General features: G+C 72.4%; 19 protein-coding genes. 17 read left to right on the forward strand and 2 right to left on the reverse strand.

The genetic code is table 11. The features are described from left to right. Nucleotides 1-31 precede the first annotated feature (31 nt). The 5 genes from E0F75_RS23665 to E0F75_RS23685 all read left to right on the forward strand — a co-directional run bounded on the left by E0F75_RS23665 (nucleotide 32) and on the right by E0F75_RS23685 (nucleotide 4,838). Entirely contained in the window at nucleotides 32-1,369 is a 1,338-nt protein-coding gene (locus E0F75_RS23665; protein ID WP_187624559.1) for a 26S protease regulatory subunit, read from the forward strand. Then, a complete protein-coding gene (locus E0F75_RS23670; protein WP_187624560.1) occupies nucleotides 1,366-2,460 on the forward strand; it encodes a tetratricopeptide repeat protein in 1,095 nt (364 codons plus the stop codon). The genes E0F75_RS23665 and E0F75_RS23670 overlap by 4 nt, the downstream gene beginning before the upstream one ends. Before the next feature lie 75 nt (nucleotides 2,461-2,535). Beyond that, complete coding sequence (locus E0F75_RS23675; protein ID WP_187624561.1) at nucleotides 2,536-2,895, forward strand: histidine triad nucleotide-binding protein; 360 nt, start codon at nucleotides 2,536-2,538, stop codon at nucleotides 2,893-2,895. Nucleotides 2,896-2,908: 13 nt separating this feature from the next. Next, entirely contained in the window at nucleotides 2,909-3,811 is a 903-nt protein-coding gene (locus tag E0F75_RS23680) for a ribonuclease Z (RefSeq protein ID WP_187624562.1), read from the forward strand. Between the two features lie 10 nt (nucleotides 3,812-3,821). Continuing rightward, entirely contained in the window at nucleotides 3,822-4,838 is a 1,017-nt protein-coding gene (locus tag E0F75_RS23685; protein WP_187624563.1) for an adenosine deaminase, read from the forward strand. Between the two features lie 44 nt (nucleotides 4,839-4,882). Here the strand turns inward: E0F75_RS23685 and E0F75_RS23690 are convergent, their stop codons facing one another. Further along, a complete protein-coding gene (locus tag E0F75_RS23690) occupies nucleotides 4,883-6,211 on the reverse strand; it encodes an MFS transporter (protein ID WP_187624564.1) in 1,329 nt (442 codons plus the stop codon). 268 nt (nucleotides 6,212-6,479) lie between these two features. Here E0F75_RS23690 and E0F75_RS23695 point away from each other — a divergent pair, with 268 nt between their 5' ends. The 5 genes from E0F75_RS23695 (at nucleotide 6,480) to E0F75_RS23715 (ending at nucleotide 10,955) form a co-directional block, all read left to right on the forward strand. Then, nucleotides 6,480-7,598 carry a carbohydrate kinase family protein gene (locus E0F75_RS23695; RefSeq protein WP_055598777.1) on the forward strand — a complete coding sequence of 373 codons (1,119 nt, stop codon included), beginning with the start codon at nucleotides 6,480-6,482 and terminating at the stop codon, nucleotides 7,596-7,598. Between the two features lie 135 nt (nucleotides 7,599-7,733). Next, a complete protein-coding gene (locus E0F75_RS23700; RefSeq protein WP_187624565.1) occupies nucleotides 7,734-8,777 on the forward strand; it encodes a PhoH family protein in 1,044 nt (347 codons plus the stop codon). A gap of 29 nt (nucleotides 8,778-8,806) precedes the next feature. Beyond that, nucleotides 8,807-9,304: an rRNA maturation RNase YbeY gene (gene ybeY / locus E0F75_RS23705; protein WP_187624566.1), complete on the forward strand. Its 498-nt coding sequence runs from the start codon at nucleotides 8,807-8,809 to the stop codon at nucleotides 9,302-9,304. 5 nt (nucleotides 9,305-9,309) lie between these two features. After that, on the forward strand, nucleotides 9,310-10,605 hold the full coding sequence (locus E0F75_RS23710; RefSeq protein ID WP_187624567.1) for a hemolysin family protein: 1,296 nt from the start codon (nucleotides 9,310-9,312) through the stop codon (nucleotides 10,603-10,605). After that, complete coding sequence (locus E0F75_RS23715; protein WP_187624568.1) at nucleotides 10,602-10,955, forward strand: MmcQ/YjbR family DNA-binding protein; 354 nt, start codon at nucleotides 10,602-10,604, stop codon at nucleotides 10,953-10,955. Before E0F75_RS23710 ends, E0F75_RS23715 begins: the two co-directional genes overlap by 4 nt. A 52-nt stretch (nucleotides 10,956-11,007) precedes the next feature. Here the strand turns inward: E0F75_RS23715 and E0F75_RS23720 are convergent, their stop codons facing one another. Further along, complete coding sequence (locus tag E0F75_RS23720) at nucleotides 11,008-12,423, reverse strand: MFS transporter (protein WP_187624569.1); 1,416 nt, start codon at nucleotides 12,421-12,423, stop codon at nucleotides 11,008-11,010. 157 nt (nucleotides 12,424-12,580) lie between these two features. Here E0F75_RS23720 and E0F75_RS23725 point away from each other — a divergent pair, with 157 nt between their 5' ends. The 7 genes from E0F75_RS23725 to E0F75_RS23755 all read left to right on the forward strand — a co-directional run bounded on the left by E0F75_RS23725 (nucleotide 12,581) and on the right by E0F75_RS23755 (nucleotide 19,731). Continuing rightward, nucleotides 12,581-13,402 (forward strand): helix-turn-helix transcriptional regulator, encoded by an 822-nt coding sequence (locus E0F75_RS23725; RefSeq protein ID WP_267499531.1) that lies wholly within the window; start codon nucleotides 12,581-12,583, stop codon nucleotides 13,400-13,402. A gap of 50 nt (nucleotides 13,403-13,452) precedes the next feature. After that, complete coding sequence (locus E0F75_RS23730) at nucleotides 13,453-13,815, forward strand: cytidine deaminase (protein WP_187624571.1); 363 nt, start codon at nucleotides 13,453-13,455, stop codon at nucleotides 13,813-13,815. Between the two features lie 267 nt (nucleotides 13,816-14,082). Continuing rightward, nucleotides 14,083-14,559, forward strand: coding sequence for a hypothetical protein (locus tag E0F75_RS23735; protein ID WP_187624572.1), 477 nt, complete (start codon nucleotides 14,083-14,085; stop codon nucleotides 14,557-14,559). 216 nt (nucleotides 14,560-14,775) lie between these two features. Beyond that, on the forward strand, nucleotides 14,776-16,107 hold the full coding sequence (locus E0F75_RS23740) for a beta-xylosidase (RefSeq protein ID WP_187624573.1): 1,332 nt from the start codon (nucleotides 14,776-14,778) through the stop codon (nucleotides 16,105-16,107). A gap of 62 nt (nucleotides 16,108-16,169) precedes the next feature. Next, nucleotides 16,170-17,138 carry a WxL protein peptidoglycan domain-containing protein gene (locus tag E0F75_RS23745; RefSeq protein WP_187624574.1) on the forward strand — a complete coding sequence of 323 codons (969 nt, stop codon included), beginning with the start codon at nucleotides 16,170-16,172 and terminating at the stop codon, nucleotides 17,136-17,138. Between the two features lie 21 nt (nucleotides 17,139-17,159). Beyond that, nucleotides 17,160-18,110, forward strand: coding sequence for a GTPase Era (gene era, locus E0F75_RS23750; protein WP_374115426.1), 951 nt, complete (start codon nucleotides 17,160-17,162; stop codon nucleotides 18,108-18,110). 205 nt (nucleotides 18,111-18,315) lie between these two features. Next, complete coding sequence (locus E0F75_RS23755; protein ID WP_229312803.1) at nucleotides 18,316-19,731, forward strand: TerD family protein; 1,416 nt, start codon at nucleotides 18,316-18,318, stop codon at nucleotides 19,729-19,731. Nucleotides 19,732-19,761 lie beyond the last annotated feature (30 nt).

Below are 19,761 nucleotides of genomic sequence, written 5' to 3' on the forward strand. Positions count from 1 at the left end.
GCTGCCCCCGCGCGCTCCTTAGGCTGGCCGCATGGCCGACGAGTCCCCCCTGATCCGCAGTCTGCGCGCCGCCGTGGCCGCCGCCCCCGGTGACGTACCCCTGCGTCTTCACTTCGCCGAACTCCTCCTCTCCGAGGGACGGAACGACGAGGCCGTCGCGGAGGCGGCCGTCGCACTCCAGCACGCGCCGGGGGACGCGGACGCGCGTGCGCTGATGATGCGGGCCATGGGGATGCCGCCGGCCCCGGCCACCGCTCCCACGGAGCGCGCGACCGGGCCGACCGCGACCCCGGCCCCCACGGAGAGCGCCCCCGAGCCGACCGGGCCGACCGGGCCGACCGAGCGGCCCGAGCCGGCCGTGGGCAAGGCCCCCGCCTTCGACTGGGACGCCGCCGAGCAGCAGGTGCAGGACGTCGTCGGGCCCCGCTTCCTGGAGGACCCGCAGGCGGCCGAAGGCGACGGAGCCGCAGGGGACGCCGACGCCTGGGACGTCGACGCGCCCGGCGCCGTACGCCTCGCCGACGTCGGTGGCATGGACGAGGTCAAGGAGCGCCTGGAGGCCGCCTTCCTCGCTCCCATGCGCAACCCCGAACTGCGCAGGCTGTACGGCAAGTCGCTGCGCGGCGGGCTGCTCCTCTACGGGCCTCCCGGCTGCGGCAAGACCTTCATCGCGCGGGCCGTCGCCGGCGAGCTGGGCGCGAACTTCCTCACCGTCTCGCTCTCCGACGTCCTCGACATGTGGATCGGGGCCTCCGAGAAGAACATCCACGACATCTTCGAGACCGCCCGCCGCCAGGCTCCCTGCGTCGTCTTCCTCGACGAGCTGGACGCCCTCGGCGCCAAGCGCTCCCGGACTCACCACAGCGGACTGCGCAACGTCGTCAACCAGCTCCTCACCGAGCTCGACGGCATCGCCAGCGGCGCGGGCAACGAGGGCGTGTTCGTGCTCGCCGCCACCAACGTGCCCTGGGACGTGGACATCGCGCTGCGCCGCCCCGGCCGCCTCGACCGCACGCTCCTCGTGCTGCCGCCGGACGCCACCGCGCGCGAGGCGATCCTCCGCTACCACCTGCGCGAGCGGCCCATCGAGGCCGTCGACCTCGGCAAGCTCGTCAAGGTCACCGAGGACTTCTCCGGCGCCGACCTCGCCCATGTCTGCGAATCGGCCGCCGAGGCCGCGCTGCTCGACTCCGCCCGCAGCGGCTCCGTGCGACTGATCACCACCAAGGACCTGCTGGGCGCGGCCAAGCAGATCAAGCCGTCCACCGAGCCGTGGTTCGCCGCCGCCCGGAACGTCGCCATGTTCGCCAACGAGGGCGGCCTGTACGACGACCTCCTCGCCCACCTCAAGCGGAAGCGCAAGCTGTGACCACGCCGACCACGCTCCTGCGCGCCGAGGCCCTGTACGACACCGGGCGGTTCGCGCAGGCCGGCGAACTGGTCGCCCAGCACCTGGCGGGCGAACCGGAGGACGCCGAGGCGCTCGTCCTGCTCGCCCGCTGCCATCACCGTGCCGAGAAGCACCAGGCCGCCCTGGAAGCCGTGGACGGTGCGCTGCGCGCCGAACCCGAGCTGCTCATGGCCTGGCTGATGCGCGTCCAGATCCTGCTCGAACTGCGGCGGTTCCAGGAGGCCGAGACCGCCGCCCGGTACTCCGTCCGGCTCGCCCCGCAGTACTGGGGCACCCACTACGCCCTCGGCACCGCCCTCGCGCAGTTCGCGGAGCACGCGCGTACGCCCGCGCGTACCGTCGAGGCGTACGAGGCGGCGCGGGCCGCCGTCAGCCTCGCCCCCGAGGAGGACGCGGCCCACTTCCTGGTGGGGCTCACCGCCCAGCGCCGGGGCGATCACGCCACCGCGCAGCGGGCGTACGAGGCCGCCCTGCGGCTCAACCCGCAGAGCAGCGAGGCCCACAACAACCTGTCGCTGCTTCGGCTGCGGCGCCGTTGGTTCCGGCGCGGGGCCTGGACCCAGGCCGCCGAGGGCTTCGTCGCCTCCGCCGCGCTCGACCTCCAGGACCGCAAGGCCCGCTACAACCTGGAGGCCATGGCCTGGAACACGGTGGCGGGGGCGCGCTGGGTGGCGCTGCTCGGCTTCATCGCCTCGACGTTCGGCGCCGCTCCGGCCCGGAGCGGTGACACCGGCGCGGACGCGATCGTGCCGTTCGTGATCGGCGTGGCCGTGATCGTCGGCTCCTGGGGCGGCTGGGTGCTGTGGATGGGCCGCCGGGTGCCGCCCCGGCTGCGCCGCCCGATGCTCCTGGTGGCGCGCTCCTGCCGGCCGGTGATCGCGATGGCCACCGCCGTGGGGCTGCTCGGGCTCTACTCGGTGGTGTCGATGGCCCTCTGGTCCTTCGACGCCGGGGTGGTCGGCGGGCTCGGGACGCCGCTGTTCTGGGCCGTGATCATCACGTACTGGGTGAGCCGCTCGGCCCTCAACCGGCGCGCGCCCAAGGACTGACCTGGGACACGGCGGCGGCCGTGGCGGCGGATAGCATGCGCGTGTAGCGACCGACGAGGCGAGGAGGCCCGGGCCATGGCCGGAGAGCCGCAGAGCGACTGCCTGTTCTGCAAGATCGTGGCGGGGGAAGTGCCCGCGACGATCGTGCGCGAGACGGAGACCACGCTCGCGTTCCGCGACATCAACCCGCAGGCGCCCAGCCACGTCCTCGTGATCCCGCGCCTCCACTACCCGGACGCCGCGTCCCTGGCCACCGCCGCCCCGACCGTCGCCGCCGACATACTGCGCGAGGCCGGAGAGGTCGCCGCCCAGGAGAAGGTCGAGGGCAGCGGCTTCAGGATCGTCTTCAACACCGGCGCCGGCGCGGGCCAGACCGTTTTCCACGCCCACGCGCACGTGCTCGGCGGCCGCGGCCTCAACTGGCCCCCCGGCTAGACCGGCAGCCGTCATGTCCGTACGGGAACTCGTCGTGCTCGGGACCGCAAGCCAGGTCCCGACCCGGCACCGCAACCACAACGGCTATCTGCTGCGCTGGGACGGACAGGGCATCCTCTTCGACCCCGGTGAGGGCACCCAGCGCCAGATGCTGCGGGCCGGGGTCGCCGCGCACGACATCGACCGGATCTGCGTCACGCACTTCCACGGCGACCACTCGCTCGGCCTCGCCGGGGTGATCCAGCGGATCAACCTCGACCAGGTCCCGCACCCCGTCACCGCCCACTACCCGGCGAGCGGGCAGCACTTCTTCGAGCGGCTGCGGTACGCCACGGCCTACCGCGAGACCGTGCGGCTGGCCGAGGCGCCGGTGGCCGCCGACGGGCCGCTCGCCGTCACCGAGGCGTACACCCTCGACGCGTGCCTGCTCTCGCACCCGGTCGAGTCGTACGGCTACCGGCTCACCGAGCCCGACGGGCGCCGCATCCTGCCCGAACGGCTCGCCGCGCACGGCATCAAGGGCCCCGACGTCGGCCGCCTCCAGCGCGAGGGCGTCCTCGGCGGCGTGACCCTCGACGACGTCAGCGAGGTCCGGCGCGGGCAGCGGTTCGCCTTCGTCATGGACACCCGGCTCTGCGACGGCGTGCACGCGCTCGCCGACGGCGCCGACATGCTCGTCATCGAGTCGACCTTCCTCGACGAGGACGTCCGCCTCGCCACCGACCACGGCCATCTGACGGCCGGACAGGCCGCGGCGGTCGCCCGGGACGCGGGCGTACGGCATCTCGTCCTGACCCACTTCTCGCAGCGCTACTCCGACCCGGCCGAGTTCGAGCGGCAGGCGCGGGCGGTCGGGTTCGAGGGCGAACTGAGCATTGCCCAGGACCTCATGAGGGTCCCCGTACCGAAGAGATAGAGCACCACGCATGCCCCTCCCCGCGGCTCTCCCCAAGGCCGAACTGCACCTCCACATCGAAGGCACCCTCGAACCCGAGCTGGCCTTCGCGCTCGCCGCGCGCAACGGCGTCACCCTGCCGTACGCGGACACCGACGCCCTGCGCGAGGCGTACCGCTTCAGCGACCTCCAGTCCTTCCTGGACCTCTACTACGGCCTGATGGCGGTCCTGCGCACCGCCGAGGACTTCACCGAGCTCACCGACGCCTATCTGGAGCGGGCCGCCGCCCAGGGCGTCCGGCACGCCGAGATCTTCTTCGACCCGCAGGCGCACACCGCCCGCGGCGTCCCCATCGGCACGGTGATCGAGGGCCTGAGCGCCTCCCTCGAACGCTCCGAGGAGCGGTACGGGATCTCCACCCGGCTCATCATGTGCTTCCTGCGCGACGAGTCGGCGGAGTCGGCGCTCGCGACCCTGGACGCCGCGAAGCCCTATCTGGACCGGATCACCGGTGTCGGCCTGGACTCGGCGGAGGTCGGCCACCCGCCGGCCAAGTTCCGCGAGGTGTACGAGGCGGCCGGGGCGCTCGGGCTGCGCCGCGTCGCCCACGCGGGCGAGGAGGGCCCGGCGGAGTACATCCGTGAGGCGCTCGACGTCCTCGGCGTGGAGCGGATCGACCACGGTCTGCGGTGCATGGAGGACCCGGAGCTCGTCGAGCGGCTCGTGCGGGAGCGGGTGCCGCTGACGCTCTGTCCGCTGTCGAACGTGCGGTTGCGCGCGATCGACGTGCTGGGTGATCACCCGCTGCCGGCGATGATGGCGGCGGGGCTGCTCGTCACCGTGAACTCGGACGACCCGGCGTACTTCGGGGGGTATGTGGGGGACAACTTCGACGGGGTGCGGGAGGCGTTGGGGCTGTCGTCGGAGCAGCTGCGGGAGTTGGCGCGGAATTCGTTCGAGGCGTCGTTCCTGGAGGATGACGAGGGGCGGCGGGCGCGGTATCTCTCCGAGGTGGAGGCGTACGAGTTCGGCGGGGGCCGGGCGTAGCGCCTGCGGCGGGGTGGGGGAGAGGCTCGCCGCAGGCGCCCCTCTCACCCCCGGTCGCTCGGCCTCGCCAGTCTGTAGGCCGACTTCACAAGGCGGCGGCGGCTCGCCGGGACCCGCACGGGGGCGATCTCCTGTTCCGGCGCGCCCATCTGCGGGACCGTCGGCGGGGTCGCCGCCGCCGTGCCCGCCAGGACCGCGCCCGCCGCGCCGCCCCTGCGCCGCACCGAGCCCGGGACCAGGGGGCGGCCCGAGACGTGGCGGGCCACCGCTGTCATCGGGATCGCGACCAGGACGAGCAGGGCGCACAGGACCATGCCCATGCCCGGGTACCCGGCGCCCTCCGAGAGCAGGCTTCCCGCCAGGGGGCCGCAGGCCACGCCCAGGGAGGACGCCGCGCCGACCAGGACCGCCCAGCGGCCCCGGGGGTCGAGGGAGGCGGCCAGGCCCAGGAGGTAGGAGAGGACCACCGGGTAGCAGGCGTTCCACAGGATCTCGCCGGTCGCGAAGGAGGTCAGATCTCCCGCCGCCGAGCTGAGCAGTACGCAGGCCGCGATGACGACCGTGCCCACGCCGATCGGCACCGCCCGGCCCAGGCGGGAGCCGAGTGCGCCGGCCGCCGTGACTCCCAGGAGTCCCGCGCCGAGCGCCGCCGCGAAGACCGCGCCGACGGTGACCTCGGAGAGTCCGGCCTGGGTGAGGCCGATGCGGCCGCTCACGCCCCACAGGGCGTTCTGGGAGAGGGACCAGAGGAGGATGCCGCCCGCCAGGACCGCGCCTGCCGTGCGGTGGGGGAGGGGGCCGGTGGGGGCGGACTCGCGGGGCTCCCGGACCGTGCCCGGCAGCCTGCTCGTGAGCGGCCACACGAGGGCCGCCGCGCAGGCGATCGCGAGCAGCGGCGGCGCGTGGCCGCCGGACAGGTGCGGGAGGGTGAGGTAGAGCGCGCCCGCCGTGGCCGAGACCGAGAGCAGGCCGAGCGTCGAGGCCCGGTGCGGGTCCCGCTGTCCGGCGATCCCGGCCGCCGCCACCGCCGTCGCCGTACCCGAGCCGAGGCCGCCGAGGACCGCGCCCGCGACCACCAGGGGCACGATGCCGGTCGCGGCGGCGGAGCCGTATCCCACCGCCATCGCGAGCAGGCCCGCGCGGGCCGCCCGGCGGGGGCCGATCCGTTCCCCGCGCGCGGCGAGCGTGAAGCCCGCGGTGGAGGAGCCGAGGAGCAGGACGGACCCCACGAGGCCCGCCTGTGACGGAGTGAGGCCGAGCCCGGCGGAGAGCCGGCCGACGACGGTCGGCAGCAGGTACGGGGCCAGGTAACCGGCGGTGAAGAGGCAGACGAGGGCGGCGAGGCCCCCCGGGACGCGCGGGCGCGACGACATGGGCGTTCCAGGAACTGAACAGGGAAGTGAGACGGCGCCCGGTGAGCCACGGGGTCGCGGCACCATGTGTATCAAGCATCCGAGTGGGCGGAGAAGGTGGATTCCCCCGATTCGGGCCGTGATACGGGTCACAATTGGTTTGGGGTCGAGAGGGATGGGTATCGCGCGACCGTCGCGTGGTGTCTCTCCGTCTCTCAAGCCCCATCGGGCACACTGTCCAGATCGGCACCACGGTGCCGATCCACGCACCACGACCGGGGAGTCCGCCGTGACCACAGCAAGGGGAGACCAGCCGCAACAGGACGCCGGGGTCGACCCGTTGGTGTGCCTGCGCGAGCCCACCGACCCCGCCTGCGACGTCTTCCTGACCGGCACGGTCTTCCTCGACATCATCTTCACCGGCCTCGACTCCGCCCCCGTCCGCGGCACCGAGTCCTGGGCCCGCGGCATGGGCTCCAGCCCCGGCGGGGTCGCCAACATGGCCACCGCCCTCGCCCGGCTGGGGCTCCGCACCTCCCTCGCCGCCGCCTTCGGCGACGACCACTACGGCGAGTACTGCTGGGACGCGCTCGAACAGGGCGAGGGGATCGATCTGTCGCTCTCCCGCACCGTCCCCGGCTGGCACTCCCCGGTCACGGTCTCCATGGCCTACGAGGGCGAGCGCACGATGGTCTCCCACGGCCACGAGGCCCCGCCGCTGGACGGCGCCCTGCCCGCCTACCCGCCGCACGCGCGCGCGGCCGTCGCCTCCCTCGTCCCCGGCCGTGACGAGGACTGGGTCGCCCAGGCCGCCCGCGGCGGCGCCAAGGTCTTCGCCGACGTCGGCTGGGACGACACCGGCCGCTGGGACCTGGCCGGCCTCACCGACCTCGCGCACTGCGAGGCCTTCCTGCCGAACGCCGCCGAGGCGATGCGCTACACCCGGACCGACTGCCCCCGGGCCGCCGCCCGCGCCCTGGCCGACAAGGTCCGCTACGCCGTCGTCACCCTGGGCTCCGAAGGGGCCTACGCCGTCGACGGCGGCACCGGCGAGACCGCCGAAGTGCCCGCCATCCAGGTCTCCGCCCTCGACCCGACCGGCGCCGGGGACGTCTTCGTCGCCGGGTTCGTCACCGGCACCCTCGCCGACTGGCCGCTCGCCGACCGCCTCGCCTTCGCCGGGCTCACCGCCGCCCTCTCCGTCCAGGAGTTCGGCGGCTCCCTGTCCGCCCCGACCTGGGGCGAGATCGCCGCCTGGTGGCAGCACGTCCAGGGCCACGAGAGCCAGGACCCCGAGGCCCTGCGCGACCGCTACGCCTTCCTGGAGCGGCTCCTCCCCGCCCCCGCCCGCCCCTGGCCGCTGCGCCGGGCGGTGCCGACGATCGGTTTCCGCGCGGCCCACACCTGAGCCGTCGGCCGCCGCGGGCCCCTCCGTAAACCGCTACGGGCTTGTCCGTGCCAAGTCGTAGGCTTGGTAGCCCAGAGGTTGTCGAGCAGCGAGAACCCTGCAACGGGAGGTATGCGCAGGCCTCAGTGCCGGCCCATGACTCAGACACCCACAGCCCGCAACGGATCGCCCCAGGACGGGGCGCCCGGACAGGCCCGCGCCCACTTCACCGTCCCCGCCAAGCATCCGATGGTCAGCCTGCTCGGCTCCGGTGACGCGCTGCTCCGCGTGATCGAGCGGTCGTTCCCGCAGGCCGACATCCATGTCCGGGGCAACCAGGTCAGCGCGGTGGGCGACGCGGCGGAAGTCGCGCTGATCCAGCGCCTGTTCGACGAGATGATGCTGGTGCTCCGCACCGGTCAGCCGATGACGGAGGACGCAGTGGAACGCTCGATCGCCATGCTCAGGGCGAGCGAGAACGGTTCGGAGGGCGGCGAGGAGACCCCCGCCGAGGTGCTCACGCAGAACATCCTCTCCAACCGCGGTCGCACGATCCGTCCCAAGACCCTCAACCAGAAGCGGTACGTCGACGCGATCGACAAGCACACGATCGTCTTCGGCATCGGCCCCGCCGGTACGGGAAAGACCTACCTGGCCATGGCCAAGGCGGTCCAGGCCCTGCAGTCCAAGCAGGTCACCCGGATCATCCTGACCCGCCCGGCCGTCGAGGCCGGCGAGCGCCTCGGCTTCCTGCCCGGCACGCTCTACGAGAAGATCGACCCCTACCTGCGCCCGCTCTACGACGCGCTGCACGACATGCTCGACCCCGACTCCATCCCCAAGCTCATGGCGAGCGGGACGATCGAGGTCGCGCCCCTGGCGTACATGCGCGGCCGGACGCTGAACGACGCGTTCATCATCCTGGACGAGGCGCAGAACACGAGCCCCGAGCAGATGAAGATGTTCCTCACCCGCCTCGGCTTCGACTCGAAGATCGTCATCACCGGTGACATCACCCAGGTCGACCTGCCGAACGGGACGAAGAGCGGTCTGCGACAGGTCCGCGACATCCTGGAAGGCGTCCAGGACGTCCACTTCTCGACGCTCACGTCGCAGGATGTCGTCCGGCACAAGCTCGTCGGCCGTATCGTCGACGCGTACGAGCAGTACGACAGCCGCAACGGCCGCAACGGGCTGTGACGACTTAACGAGAGAAGTACACAAGCACCATGTCGATCGACGTCAACAACGAGTCCGGTACCGAGGTCGACGAGCAGGCGATCCTCGACGTCGCCCGCTACGCGCTCGCGCGCATGCGCATCCACCCGCTCTCCGAGCTCTCGGTGATCGTCGTGGACGCGGAGGCGATGGAGCAGCTCCACATCCAGTGGATGGATCTGCCGGGTCCGACGGACGTCATGTCCTTCCCGATGGACGAGCTTCGTCCGCCGGCGAAGGACGACCAGGAGCCCCCGCAGGGGCTCCTGGGTGACATCGTGCTCTGCCCCGAGGTCGCCACCCAGCAGGGCAAGGACGCGCCGACGGAGCACTCCATGGACGAGGAGCTGCAGCTGCTCACCGTCCACGGCGTGCTCCACCTCCTCGGGTACGACCACGAGGAGCCCGACGAGAAGGCCGAGATGTTCGGCCTCCAGGCGGCGATCGTCGACGGCTGGCGCGAGGAGAAGGGCCTCACCGGCCCGTCCCCGGCGCCGACCGTCTCCTGACCCCGATGGACGTTTCGCTGATCCTCGGCGCGGTGGCCCTGGTCGTCGTGGCCTGGCTCGCCGCCTGCGCCGAGGCCGGTCTCGCGCGCGTCACCAGCTTCCGCGCCGCCGAGGCCGTACGGTCCGGCCGGCGCGGGGCCGAGAAGCTCGCCCAGGTCGCCTCCGACCCCACCCGCTATCTCAACGTGGCCCTGCTCGTGCGCGTCGCCTGCGAGATGGCGGCCGGCGTCCTCGTCACGTACGCCTGCCTCGAAGCCTTCCCGGAGACCTGGGAGGCGCTGCTCGTCGCCATCGGCGTGATGGTCCTCGTGTCGTACGTGGCCGTGGGCGTCTCACCGCGCACCATCGGCCGCCAGCACCCGCTGAACACGGCGACGGCCGCCGCGTACGTCCTGCTGCCGCTGGCCCGGATCATGGGGCCGATCCCGCAGCTGCTGATCCTCATCGGCAACGCGCTGACCCCGGGCAAGGGCTTCCGCAAGGGCCCCTTCGCCTCCGAGGCCGAGCTGCGGGCCATGGTGGACCTCGCCGAGCAGGAGTCGCTGATCGAGGACGAGGAGCGCCGCATGGTGCACTCCGTCTTCGAGCTGGGCGACACGCTCGTACGGGAGGTGATGGTGCCCCGTACCGATCTCATCTGCATCGAGCGGTACAAGACGATCCGTCAGGCCCTCACCCTCGCGCTGCGCTCCGGCTTCTCCCGCATCCCCGTCACCGGGGAGAACGAGGACGACATCGTCGGCATCGTGTATCTGAAGGACCTGGTCCGCAAGACGCACATCAACCGGGACTCCGAGGCGGACGTGGTGTCGACGGCGATGCGGCCCGCCGCCTTCGTACCCGACACCAAGAACGCCGGTGACCTGCTGCGCGAGATGCAGCAGGAGCGCAATCACGTCGCCGTCGTCATCGACGAGTACGGCGGCACGGCCGGGATCGTCACCATCGAGGACATCCTGGAGGAGATCGTCGGCGAGATCACCGACGAGTACGACCGGGAGCTGCCGCCGGTCCAGGACCTCGGCGGGGGCAGTCACCGGGTCACCGCGCGCCTCGACATCGGCGACCTCGGCGAGCTGTACGGGCTGGGGCCCGACGAGTACGACGACGAGGACGTGGAGACCGTCGGCGGACTGCTCGCGAAGGCACTCGGCCGGGTTCCGATCGCGGGAGCCAAGGCGGTCGTGGAGCTGCCGGACGGGCGTTCGCTGCGGCTGACGGCCGAGTCCCCGGCGGGCCGCCGGAACAAGATCGTCACCGTTCTCGTGGAACCCCTGGAACCGGAGGAGAAGCAGGCATGACCCCCGACGAGCTGCGCGCCTTCTGCCTGGACTTCAACGACGCGACGGAGGAGTTCCCGTTCGGACCCGACGTCTCCGTCTTCAAGGTCGCCGGGAAGCTGTTCGCGCTCTCGTGGCTCGAAGCCGAGCCGCTGCGGGTCAACCTCAAGTGCGATCCGGACGATGCCCTACGGCTCCGCGAGGAGCATCCGGCGATCGCCCCGGGCTATCACATGAACAAGCGGCACTGGAACACGGTGACCGTCGGAGAGCTCCCGGACCGTATGGTCCGGGAGCTCGTCGAGGACTCGTACGACCTGGTGGTCGCGGGTCTGCCGAAGGCCGTACGGCTCCGTCTCGACAGGCCGTAGCTCTCGACAGGCGGTAGCTCTCGACCGGCCGTCGCTCTCCCGCCGGCGTGGTTCAGGACCGGCGCCGCAGACCGAGGCCGACCAGGACCGCCGTGCCGAGGACGATCGCCGTGTCCAGGACGAGGACCGTGCGGACGCCTCCGAACAGGTCACCGCCCGTGGTGGCGAGCACGCCGAGCAGCGGGATGCCGATCGTGAGGCCGACCTGCTGGGTGGTCGTCACCAGGCCGGTCGCCAGGCCCTGCTCCTCGTCCGGGACACCCGAGGTGACGGTCAGTCCGTACGAGATGATCGCGCCGAGGTGGCACATCGAGGCCAGCGAGACGGCGACGGTCGCCAGGACCACGCCCGACTCCTCGCTCAGGCCGAGCAGCGCGGCCGTCAGCACGCCCTGACCGACCAGCGAGCCGACCAGGGTGGCGCGGGTGCCGATCCGGCCGATCACCTTCGGCGCGAGCATGCCGGCCACGACCGACATCACGCCCTGCACACCGAAGATCAGTCCGGTCGCGAAGGCCGAAAGATCCATCGTCTCCTGCAGGTACAGGGTGAGGACGAAGACGACGGTCGACATCATCGAGAAGGTGATCAGACCGCCCAGGTTGCCGAAGGCGACCGTGCGGCGCCGCAGCATCGGCAGCGAGACCAGCGGGGCCGCGTGCCGGGACTCGACCCGCACGAACACCGCGAGCAGCACGATTCCCGCCACCAGGCCGACCTGCACGTCCGTGCCGCCGAAGCCGCGCTCGGCCGCCGTCGACAGGGCGTAGATCAGGGCGAGCAGACCACCGGTGACGGTCACCGCGCCGGGCACGTCCAGGCGGGGCCGCTCGGGGGTGCGGGACTCGGGGAGCAGGCCCGGGGCCAGCGGCAGCACGATCACGGCGAAGAGGGCGAGCAGGCCCATGGTGGAGCGCCAGCCGAGGGTGTCCGTCATGACGCCGCCGAGGACCATGCCGACGGTGAAGCCGAGCGAGAGCAGCGTGCCGGAGATGCCGAGCGCCTTGTCGCGCAGCGGCCCCTCGGGGAAGGTCGTGGTCAGCAGGGACATGCCGGTGGGCACGATCGCGGCGGCGCCGATGCCCTGGAGGGCGCGTCCGGTGAGGAAGGCGGCCGGGTTCCAGGCGAAGGTGGCGAGCAGCGACGCGAGGCCGAAGAGGGCGAGTCCGGCGAGGAACAGCTTCTTGCGTCCGTAGAGGTCGCCGACGCGGCCGAAGAGGAGCAGGAAGCCGCCGGAGGGCAGCGCGAAGGCGGTGACCGCCCACTGGAGGGCGGACTGGCCGAGGCCGAGGTCGGCACCGAGGACGGGCAGCGCCACGTTCAGTACGGAGAAGTCGAGCGCGACCATGAACTGGGCGGCGCACAGCACGAAGAGGATGAGCCGGGTGCGGCCGGTGAGGACCGGGGGAGCGGCCGGAGGGGCGGCCTTGCTGTCGGTGCCCGCGGGGGGAGAGGTCAGGGTTGCCATGACCCCACCTTCGGCGTCCGGGAACAAGGCTGGGGAGCGGGAACTTATCCTGTTGGTCGTACCACCAGGCATCCAGGGGGAGGAAGCACACGTGGCCACCGCTCTCGAGAGCACCACGACGAAGCAGCACCGACTCGGCGAGCTGCGCGAGTTCCTGATGAGCCGTCGGGCCCGGGTGAGCCCCGCGGAGGCGGGCCTCCCGGACGGTGGCGCGCGCCGCCGGACGCCGGGGCTGCGCCGGGAGGAGGTCGCGGTCCTCGCGGGCGTCGGGGTCTCCTGGTACCAGTGGCTCGAGCAGGGCCGGGACATCACGGTCTCGCCGCAGGTGCTCGACGCGGTGGCGCGGGTGCTGCGGCTGAGCCCGGCCGAGCGGCGCCATCTGTACGTCCTGGCGGCGCTGAACCCGCCGGCGCCGGAGACGGCCCCGGAGGACCGGGACATGTGCGACGGGCTGAGGCGGCTCATCGACGCGTGGATGCCGTTCCCCGCGCACATCATGGACGCGTACTGGAACACCGTCCTCTACAACGACGCGGCGGCGATCGTGCTCGGGATGGGTCCCGAGTCCGCGCAGAACTGCCTGGTCACCTTCTTCACCGACCCGCTGTACCGCACCCGCATGGGCCACTGGGAGGAGATCGCCCCCCGGGTCGTCGCCCAGTTCCGTTCGGCGTGCTCGGAGAGCCCCGACGACGAGGGTTTCCGGCAGGTCGTCGAGGAGGTCAAGGAGCTGAGCCCGGAGTTCGCGGAGCTGTGGGAGCGGCGGGACATCCTGCCCGGCGGCCAGAACCGCAAGGAGCTGGAGCACCCGCTGGTCGGCACGCTGTACGTCGAGGCGACCCAGCTCAGGGTCCCGGCCCGCCCGGACCTGGTGATCGTGCTCCACACCCCGCTGCCGGAGGCCGGCACGGCGGAGAAGCTGGAGTGGCTGGTGTCGCCCGCGGGGCGCCGCGGGGCGATGTACCCGGTCGCGGGCTGAGCCTCGGGGTCGTCGCGGGCGGCGTTCCGGAGCGGATCTATGCTCAGGGCATGACACTCAGCAGCGAGCACGGCGACCTCGGCGCCGAGGACCTCAAGATCATCACGCTGGCGCGCAGCGCCCGCGCCCGCAACGGTGTGCCCGAGGGGGCCGCCGTACGGGACGAGACCGGCCGCACGTACGTGGCGGGGACCGTGGAGCTGGAGTCGCTCAAGCTGAGCGCCCTGCGGACCGCGGTCGCGATGGCGGTGGCGAGCGGCGCCCAGTCCCTGGAGGCGGCGGCCGTCGTGTCGAGCGCCGAGTCCGCGTCGGACGAGGACCGCGCGGCGGTACGGGACCTCGGCGGCCCGGAGACCCCGGTCCTGCTGGCCGGTCCGGACGGACGGCTGCGCGTGGCGGTCACGGCGGGCTGAGCGACTCGGCCGCCCCTCGGGGGTGTCTCGCCGATCAGGCTGGGGCGAGCGGCGAGAACTGGACATCGAGGGCCCGGCGTACACGCGCCGGGCCCTTGCGCGTCAGCGCGTTTGTGTGTTTGTGAAGGATCACCGCATCTTCTCTTGCCTTCCCATGCGGTCTGCGTCTCAATGAACACCGGTCCGCCCGACGGACCGTCAGATCTCCACCATTCACGCAGTGTCCGCACCCCCTGCGTTCGCCATCGGAAGGGGTTCGAACTCGCCATGAGAAGCAGAAGCACCTTAGGGACCTTCGCGGTCGTCGCCGGAGGACTCGCCGCCGCCTCGCTCGCCTTCGCGCCGACGGCCGCCGCCGTCTCGCCGGGCTCGGCCACGGCGACGTACGACTGCGGTTCGTGGGGCGGCGGCAGCGCCACCCTCGTCGCCACGCAGAGCGGCACCGCCGCCACCATCACCCTCACCTCGTCCGTGACGACCCCGATCCCGGTCGGCGCCAACCAGATCAACGCCACGCTGACGCTGGCCAAGGCCGGTGGCGGTACGCGGGTCTTCAGCGGCAAGAAGAACCCGGCGCTCCCCGTGGGGCCCGTGACCATCGGACCTCTCAGCGGGACCGTGGCCTCCGGCGACAGCCTCAACTCGTACTTCGCGGGTGTCGCCCTCAAGATGGTGATCTTCGGGGTCACGGTGAACTGTGACGCGCTGACCTCGCAGTCGCCGGGCCCGTTCGTCTTCAGCTGAGCCCCGCACCAACCGGACCGGTGTCGCCCTGGGCGGCACCGGTCTCCGTCGTGTTCCGGCGCCCTGGAAGAGGTGGCTGACCTGGGGAAACGACTCCGCTTCGAGGATCTTGACAGTATCTGACGGGACATCAGTCGATGTCTTTCGCTGGCATTGACTTCTCTCCGCCCGCAGCCGTCAATGGCGCCCACTCATCCCTCAGGAGGGGGCATACCCATGGCACTCACCCGATCCCGGGCGGCGGCCCGAAGACGGCGCTGGACCGCCGTTCTCGGCGCCACCGCCCTCGCGGTCGCAGGAGGCGCGCTCGCGGCCCCGGCCGGCGCGACGACCACCTCCCAGCCGGTGGAATTCCAGACCCGCTGCGTCCCGCCGCCGATCGCCGGCATCCCGCCCATCACGGGCGCCACCACCGCCGAGATCACCGTCGACAAGGCCAGCCCCAAGGTCGGCGAGACGGTCACGGTGACGTACACGATCACCAAGCCCGCCGCGTCCAACCCGGTCGACCTCGCGTTGCCGGCCGACATCATGACGCCCAGCGGCAAGGTCGTCCTCGGCGGCGCCCAGAACGGCGCGGTCACCGTCAACGGCCCCAAGAAGAACCCGCCGGTCCCCGGCAAGGGCTCCTTCCCGGCCTTCTCGATGACCGGCACCTTCACCGTCACCCAGGCCGGGTCGATCACCCTCTCGCCCGGCGACTACAACATCCACACCAGCTACCTCATGGAGCTGGACACCCCCTGTACGGTGCTCAACCCGCCCGCCCCGGTCTCCGAGACGGTCGTCGCGAGCCCCGTGACCAGCCCCAACACCCGCGCGCTGGCCCTCGACACCGCGTCCGGCGACCCGGGCGTCCGGGTGACCGTCAACGGTTCCAAGTTCACCCCGCTCACCGACGTCACCGTCGTCGGCCGGGCCGGGGCGGCGGAGACCGCGGACAAGATGACCGTCACGACCGACAGCGAGGGCTCCTTCGCCGCGCGCCTGAAGGTCAACGACGTGGCGACCACCGGGATCGTGGCCTACGAGGGCGCGGCCTGGGACCCCGAGAAGGGGGCCGGACCCGCCGCGTACAAGGTCGTCGTACCGGCGCCGCCGAACAGCCAGACCATCACCGCGGCCGTCACCGCCGGTGAGCTGTCCATGACCCAGGCCGGGGACGCCGTCGAGCTGTCGTCCGTCGACTTCGGTCAGGGCGGCGCGGCGACCGGCGACCTCAAGACGGTGACGGTGAAGGACTTCCGCGGCGGCCCCGCGGGCTGGTCCCTCACCGGCAAGGTCACCGACTTCACCGGCACCGGCGGCTCCATCGGCGCCGGCAACCTCAGCTGGACCCCGGCCTGCACCGCCAAGGCCGGCAGCCCCAGCGCCTGCGCGGCCGGCTCGTCCGGTCCGGTCGGCAGCGGCGGCGCGACCCTCGCCTCCACGCCGAACGGCGCCCTCACGGGCGGCGAGTTCACCATCGACGCGGGGCTCTCCCTCGACGTCCCGGCCTTCACGGCGCCGGGCTCGTACGCGGGCGTGCTGACGCTCACCCTGTCCTGACCACCGTGCGGGCCGGGCGCGCACCCGGCCGGCCCGCTCCGCACCCCGGGGGTTTCCGACTCGTGCGCACGCTGTACGTACTCCTCCTGAGCGTCCTGCTCCTCCTGCTGGGCCCCGCCCCGCACGCGCAGGCCGCCGAGAACGGCGAGTGGGCCGTCTATCCGGCCGCCGCCCGGCTGGGCAGCCGCCCCTACTTCTTCCTCTCCGCCGATCCGGGCTCCACGCTCACCGACCGGGTCACCGTCGCCAACAAGACGGCCGCCCCGCTGACCTTCCGGCTCTACGGCGCCGACGCCTACAACACCGACCGGGACGGCGGCTTCGCCGTCCGCACCCAGCGGGAGAAGCAGACCGGCGCCGGTGCCTGGATCACGCCCGAGCGGACCCGGATCACCGTCCCGCCCGGCTCCGCCGTCACCGTCCGGTACACGCTGACCGTCCCCGCCGACGCCGACCCCGGCGACCACCCCGGGGCGCTCGTCGCCCTCGACGAGCGGATCAGCCCCGGCGGGAAGGGCGCCGTCGCCGTCGGCGTCCAGCGCGCCGTCGCCGCCCGCCTCTACCTGCGGGTCAACGGGCCGACCGTGCCCGCCCTCGGCGTCGAGGACGTCACCGTCGACCAGGACCGGCCGCTGGTCCCCGGCGCCGGCACGAGCAGCGCGGTCGTCTCGTACACGCTGCACAACCGGGGCAACGTCACCCTCAACCCCAAGGTCGCCCTCAAGGCGGAGGGGCTCTTCGGGCGCACCCTCCTCGACCGCGACCTCGCCAAGGTGCCGTCCGAGCTGCTGCCCCGGCAGAAGATCCGGCTCACCGAGCGGTGGACCGGCTCCCCGCAGCTCGACTGGGGTGACATCACCCTCACCGCGACCGCGAAGGACGTCCGGGAAACCGGCACGGTCTCCTTCCTCGCCCTGCCCTGGCTCGCCGCCGCGACCCTGCTCGTCGGGGGCGCCGCGGGCCTCTTCGGCCTCCGGATCCGACGCCACAGGGCGGCCCGCGCCGAGCCGAGTGCGCACGTGAGTACGTGAGGCGGGCGCTCATCGGGGACAATGGCCCCCATGAGCGCTCGCAACCAAGAAACCGAAGCCGTCCACCGGGCCGGCTTCGCCTGCTTCGTCGGCCGCCCCAACGCGGGCAAGTCCACTCTTACGAACGCTCTGGTCGGCCAGAAGGTGGCCATCACCTCGAACCGGCCGCAGACCACCCGGCACACCGTGCGTGGCATCGTGCACCGCCCGGAGGCGCAGCTGATCCTGGTGGACACCCCCGGCCTCCACAAGCCGCGCACCCTCCTCGGGGAGCGGCTCAACGACGTCGTGCGCACCACCTGGGCCGAGGTCGACGTGATCGGCTTCTGCCTGCCCGCCGACCAGAAGCTCGGCCCCGGCGACAAGTTCATCGCCAAGGAACTCGCCGGGATCAAGAAGACCCCCAAGGTCGCGATCATCACCAAGACCGACCTGGTCGACTCCAAGACCCTCGCCGAGCAGCTGATCGCCGTCGACCAGCTCGGCAAGGAGCTGGGCTTCGAGTGGGCGCAGATCGTGCCGGTCTCGGCCGTCGGCAACAAGCAGGTCCAGCTCGTCGCCGACCTGCTGATCCCGCTGCTCCCGGAGTCCCCGCCGCTCTACCCGGAGGGCGACCTCACGGACGAGCCGGAGCAGGTCATGGTCGCGGAGCTGATCCGCGAGGCCGCGCTCGAAGGCGTACGGGACGAGCTGCCGCACTCGATCGCGGTGGTCGTCGAGGAGATGATCCCCCGCGAGAACCGCCCGGCGGACCGGCCGCTGCTCGACATCCACGCCAACGTGTACATCGAGCGCCCGAGCCAGAAGGGCATCATCATCGGCCCGAAGGGCAGCCGTCTCAAGGAGGTCGGCATGAAGTCCCGCAAGCACATCGAGGCCCTCCTCGGCACCCCGGTCTTCCTGGACCTCCACGTCAAGGTCGCGAAGGACTGGCAGCGCGATCCGAAGCAGCTGCGGAAGCTGGGCTTCTAGCGCGGCCACCAGCCGTCCGGCCGGAGGCCGGCGCAGCCGCCCGATGCCCGTGAGGCCCCCTGGGGCCGAGCGGTGCGAGGACGGCAGTGAAGGGGGTTCCGAAGCAGCTGCGGAAGCCGGGCTTCCCGCGCGGCCACCAGCCGTCCGGCCGGAGGCCGGGTTCCGACCCGTCGACTTCCCCGTCACCGCGTGCCAGCATGGCGCGGTGACAAAGATCGTCAAGGGGGGAAACCTGCCGGTCCCCGGGCAGGTGTGGCGGATCGCGGTCGTCCGGCGGGCGGCCGGTGGCGAGGTACCGGAGGTCGACACCTCTGCGCTGCTGCTCGACGCCGCCGGCAGGGTCAGGGGCGACGGTGACCTGGTCTTCTACAACCAGCTCACCCACCTGTCCGGGGCGGTCCGCCTGCTCGGCCGGGTGAGCATCGAGGACGACCAGGTCGCCGACTGGCTGGAGATCGACACCGCCCGCGTCGAGCCGGCCGTCCAGCGGGTCGTGATCACCGCCTCCAGCGAGGGCGGGATGTTCGGGCAGGTGCCGGGGCTGTACGTGCGGACGGTGAGCGCCGGAAGCGGCGAGCAGCTGGCGCTGTACGAGGTCGACGACGCGACCACCGAGACGGCGTTCGTCCTCGGCGAGTTCTACCGGCGCGACGGCGCGTGGAAGTTCCGCGCCGTGGGCCAGGGGTACGACTCCGGGCTCGTCGGACTGGCAGAGGACTTCGGCATCGAGGGGAGGGACCCCGTCGAGCCCGCCTCCGTGGAGCCGCTGTCCCTCGCCGTCACCAAGACGACGGACCCGGTCCCCAGCTCGGCTCAGGCCGCGTCGCCGGTCGACACCCCGCCTCAGGACGCTGCCCCGGTCGACACCCCGCCTCAGGACGCTGCCCCGGTCGCGGCCCGGCCTCCGGCCGCTGCCCCGGTCGGGGATCCCGCCCCGGGCATCCCGGCCCAGGCCGCACCCCCGTCGCCGTGGCCACCGGTCTCCCCGGCGGCCTCACCCGCCGGTCTCTTCGGCGAGGACTTTCCCGAGTTCGTCTGCACCGGCAACGGCAGGACCGACATCACCGTCGACGTTCCCCTGCCGGCCGGGTTCCTGCTGGTCGACTCCTACCGGTGGGGTGAGGGCTACTTCCTGCTCGAAGCGGTCGGCAAGACAGGCAAGGGCGAGAAGCTCCTCGCGAACACCACGCTGCGGGACTACGAGGGCCGGATGCTGCTGCGCCACGAGGGCCGGAATCCGCTGCGCCTCCGCGTCGGCTCCCACAGCGAGGAGGACTGGAAGATCGTGATCCGGCCCATCAGCGCCGTGCGGCCACTCGGCGAAGGCGCCGCAGGGCGGGGCGCCGACGTCCTGCTCCACACGGGGCCGGCCGGCGAGCTCGTCGGCCGGCTGCGCCCGCGCGACGACCACGCGTACTTCTACGCGCGCGGCTACGAGCCGGACGGTAGCGACCACCTGCTGGTGAACGAGGCGGCCAGGCGGCCGAAGTCCTCGCGGCCGCTGCCCGAAGGGCCGCTGCTCGTGGCCGTCCGGAGCGCCGAGGGGGACTGGACCCTCGACGTCGGGCCCGTCCGGGACGAAGGGCGCCGGTCCGGGCGCTTCTGGCGCCGCACCCGTTAGGGGGTGTCTTGCCGATCAGGCCGGGCTCGC

The sequence above is a fragment of the Streptomyces sp. CB02980 genome (genome assembly GCF_014451325.2).
GTDB lineage: Bacteria > Actinomycetota > Actinomycetes > Streptomycetales > Streptomycetaceae > Streptomyces.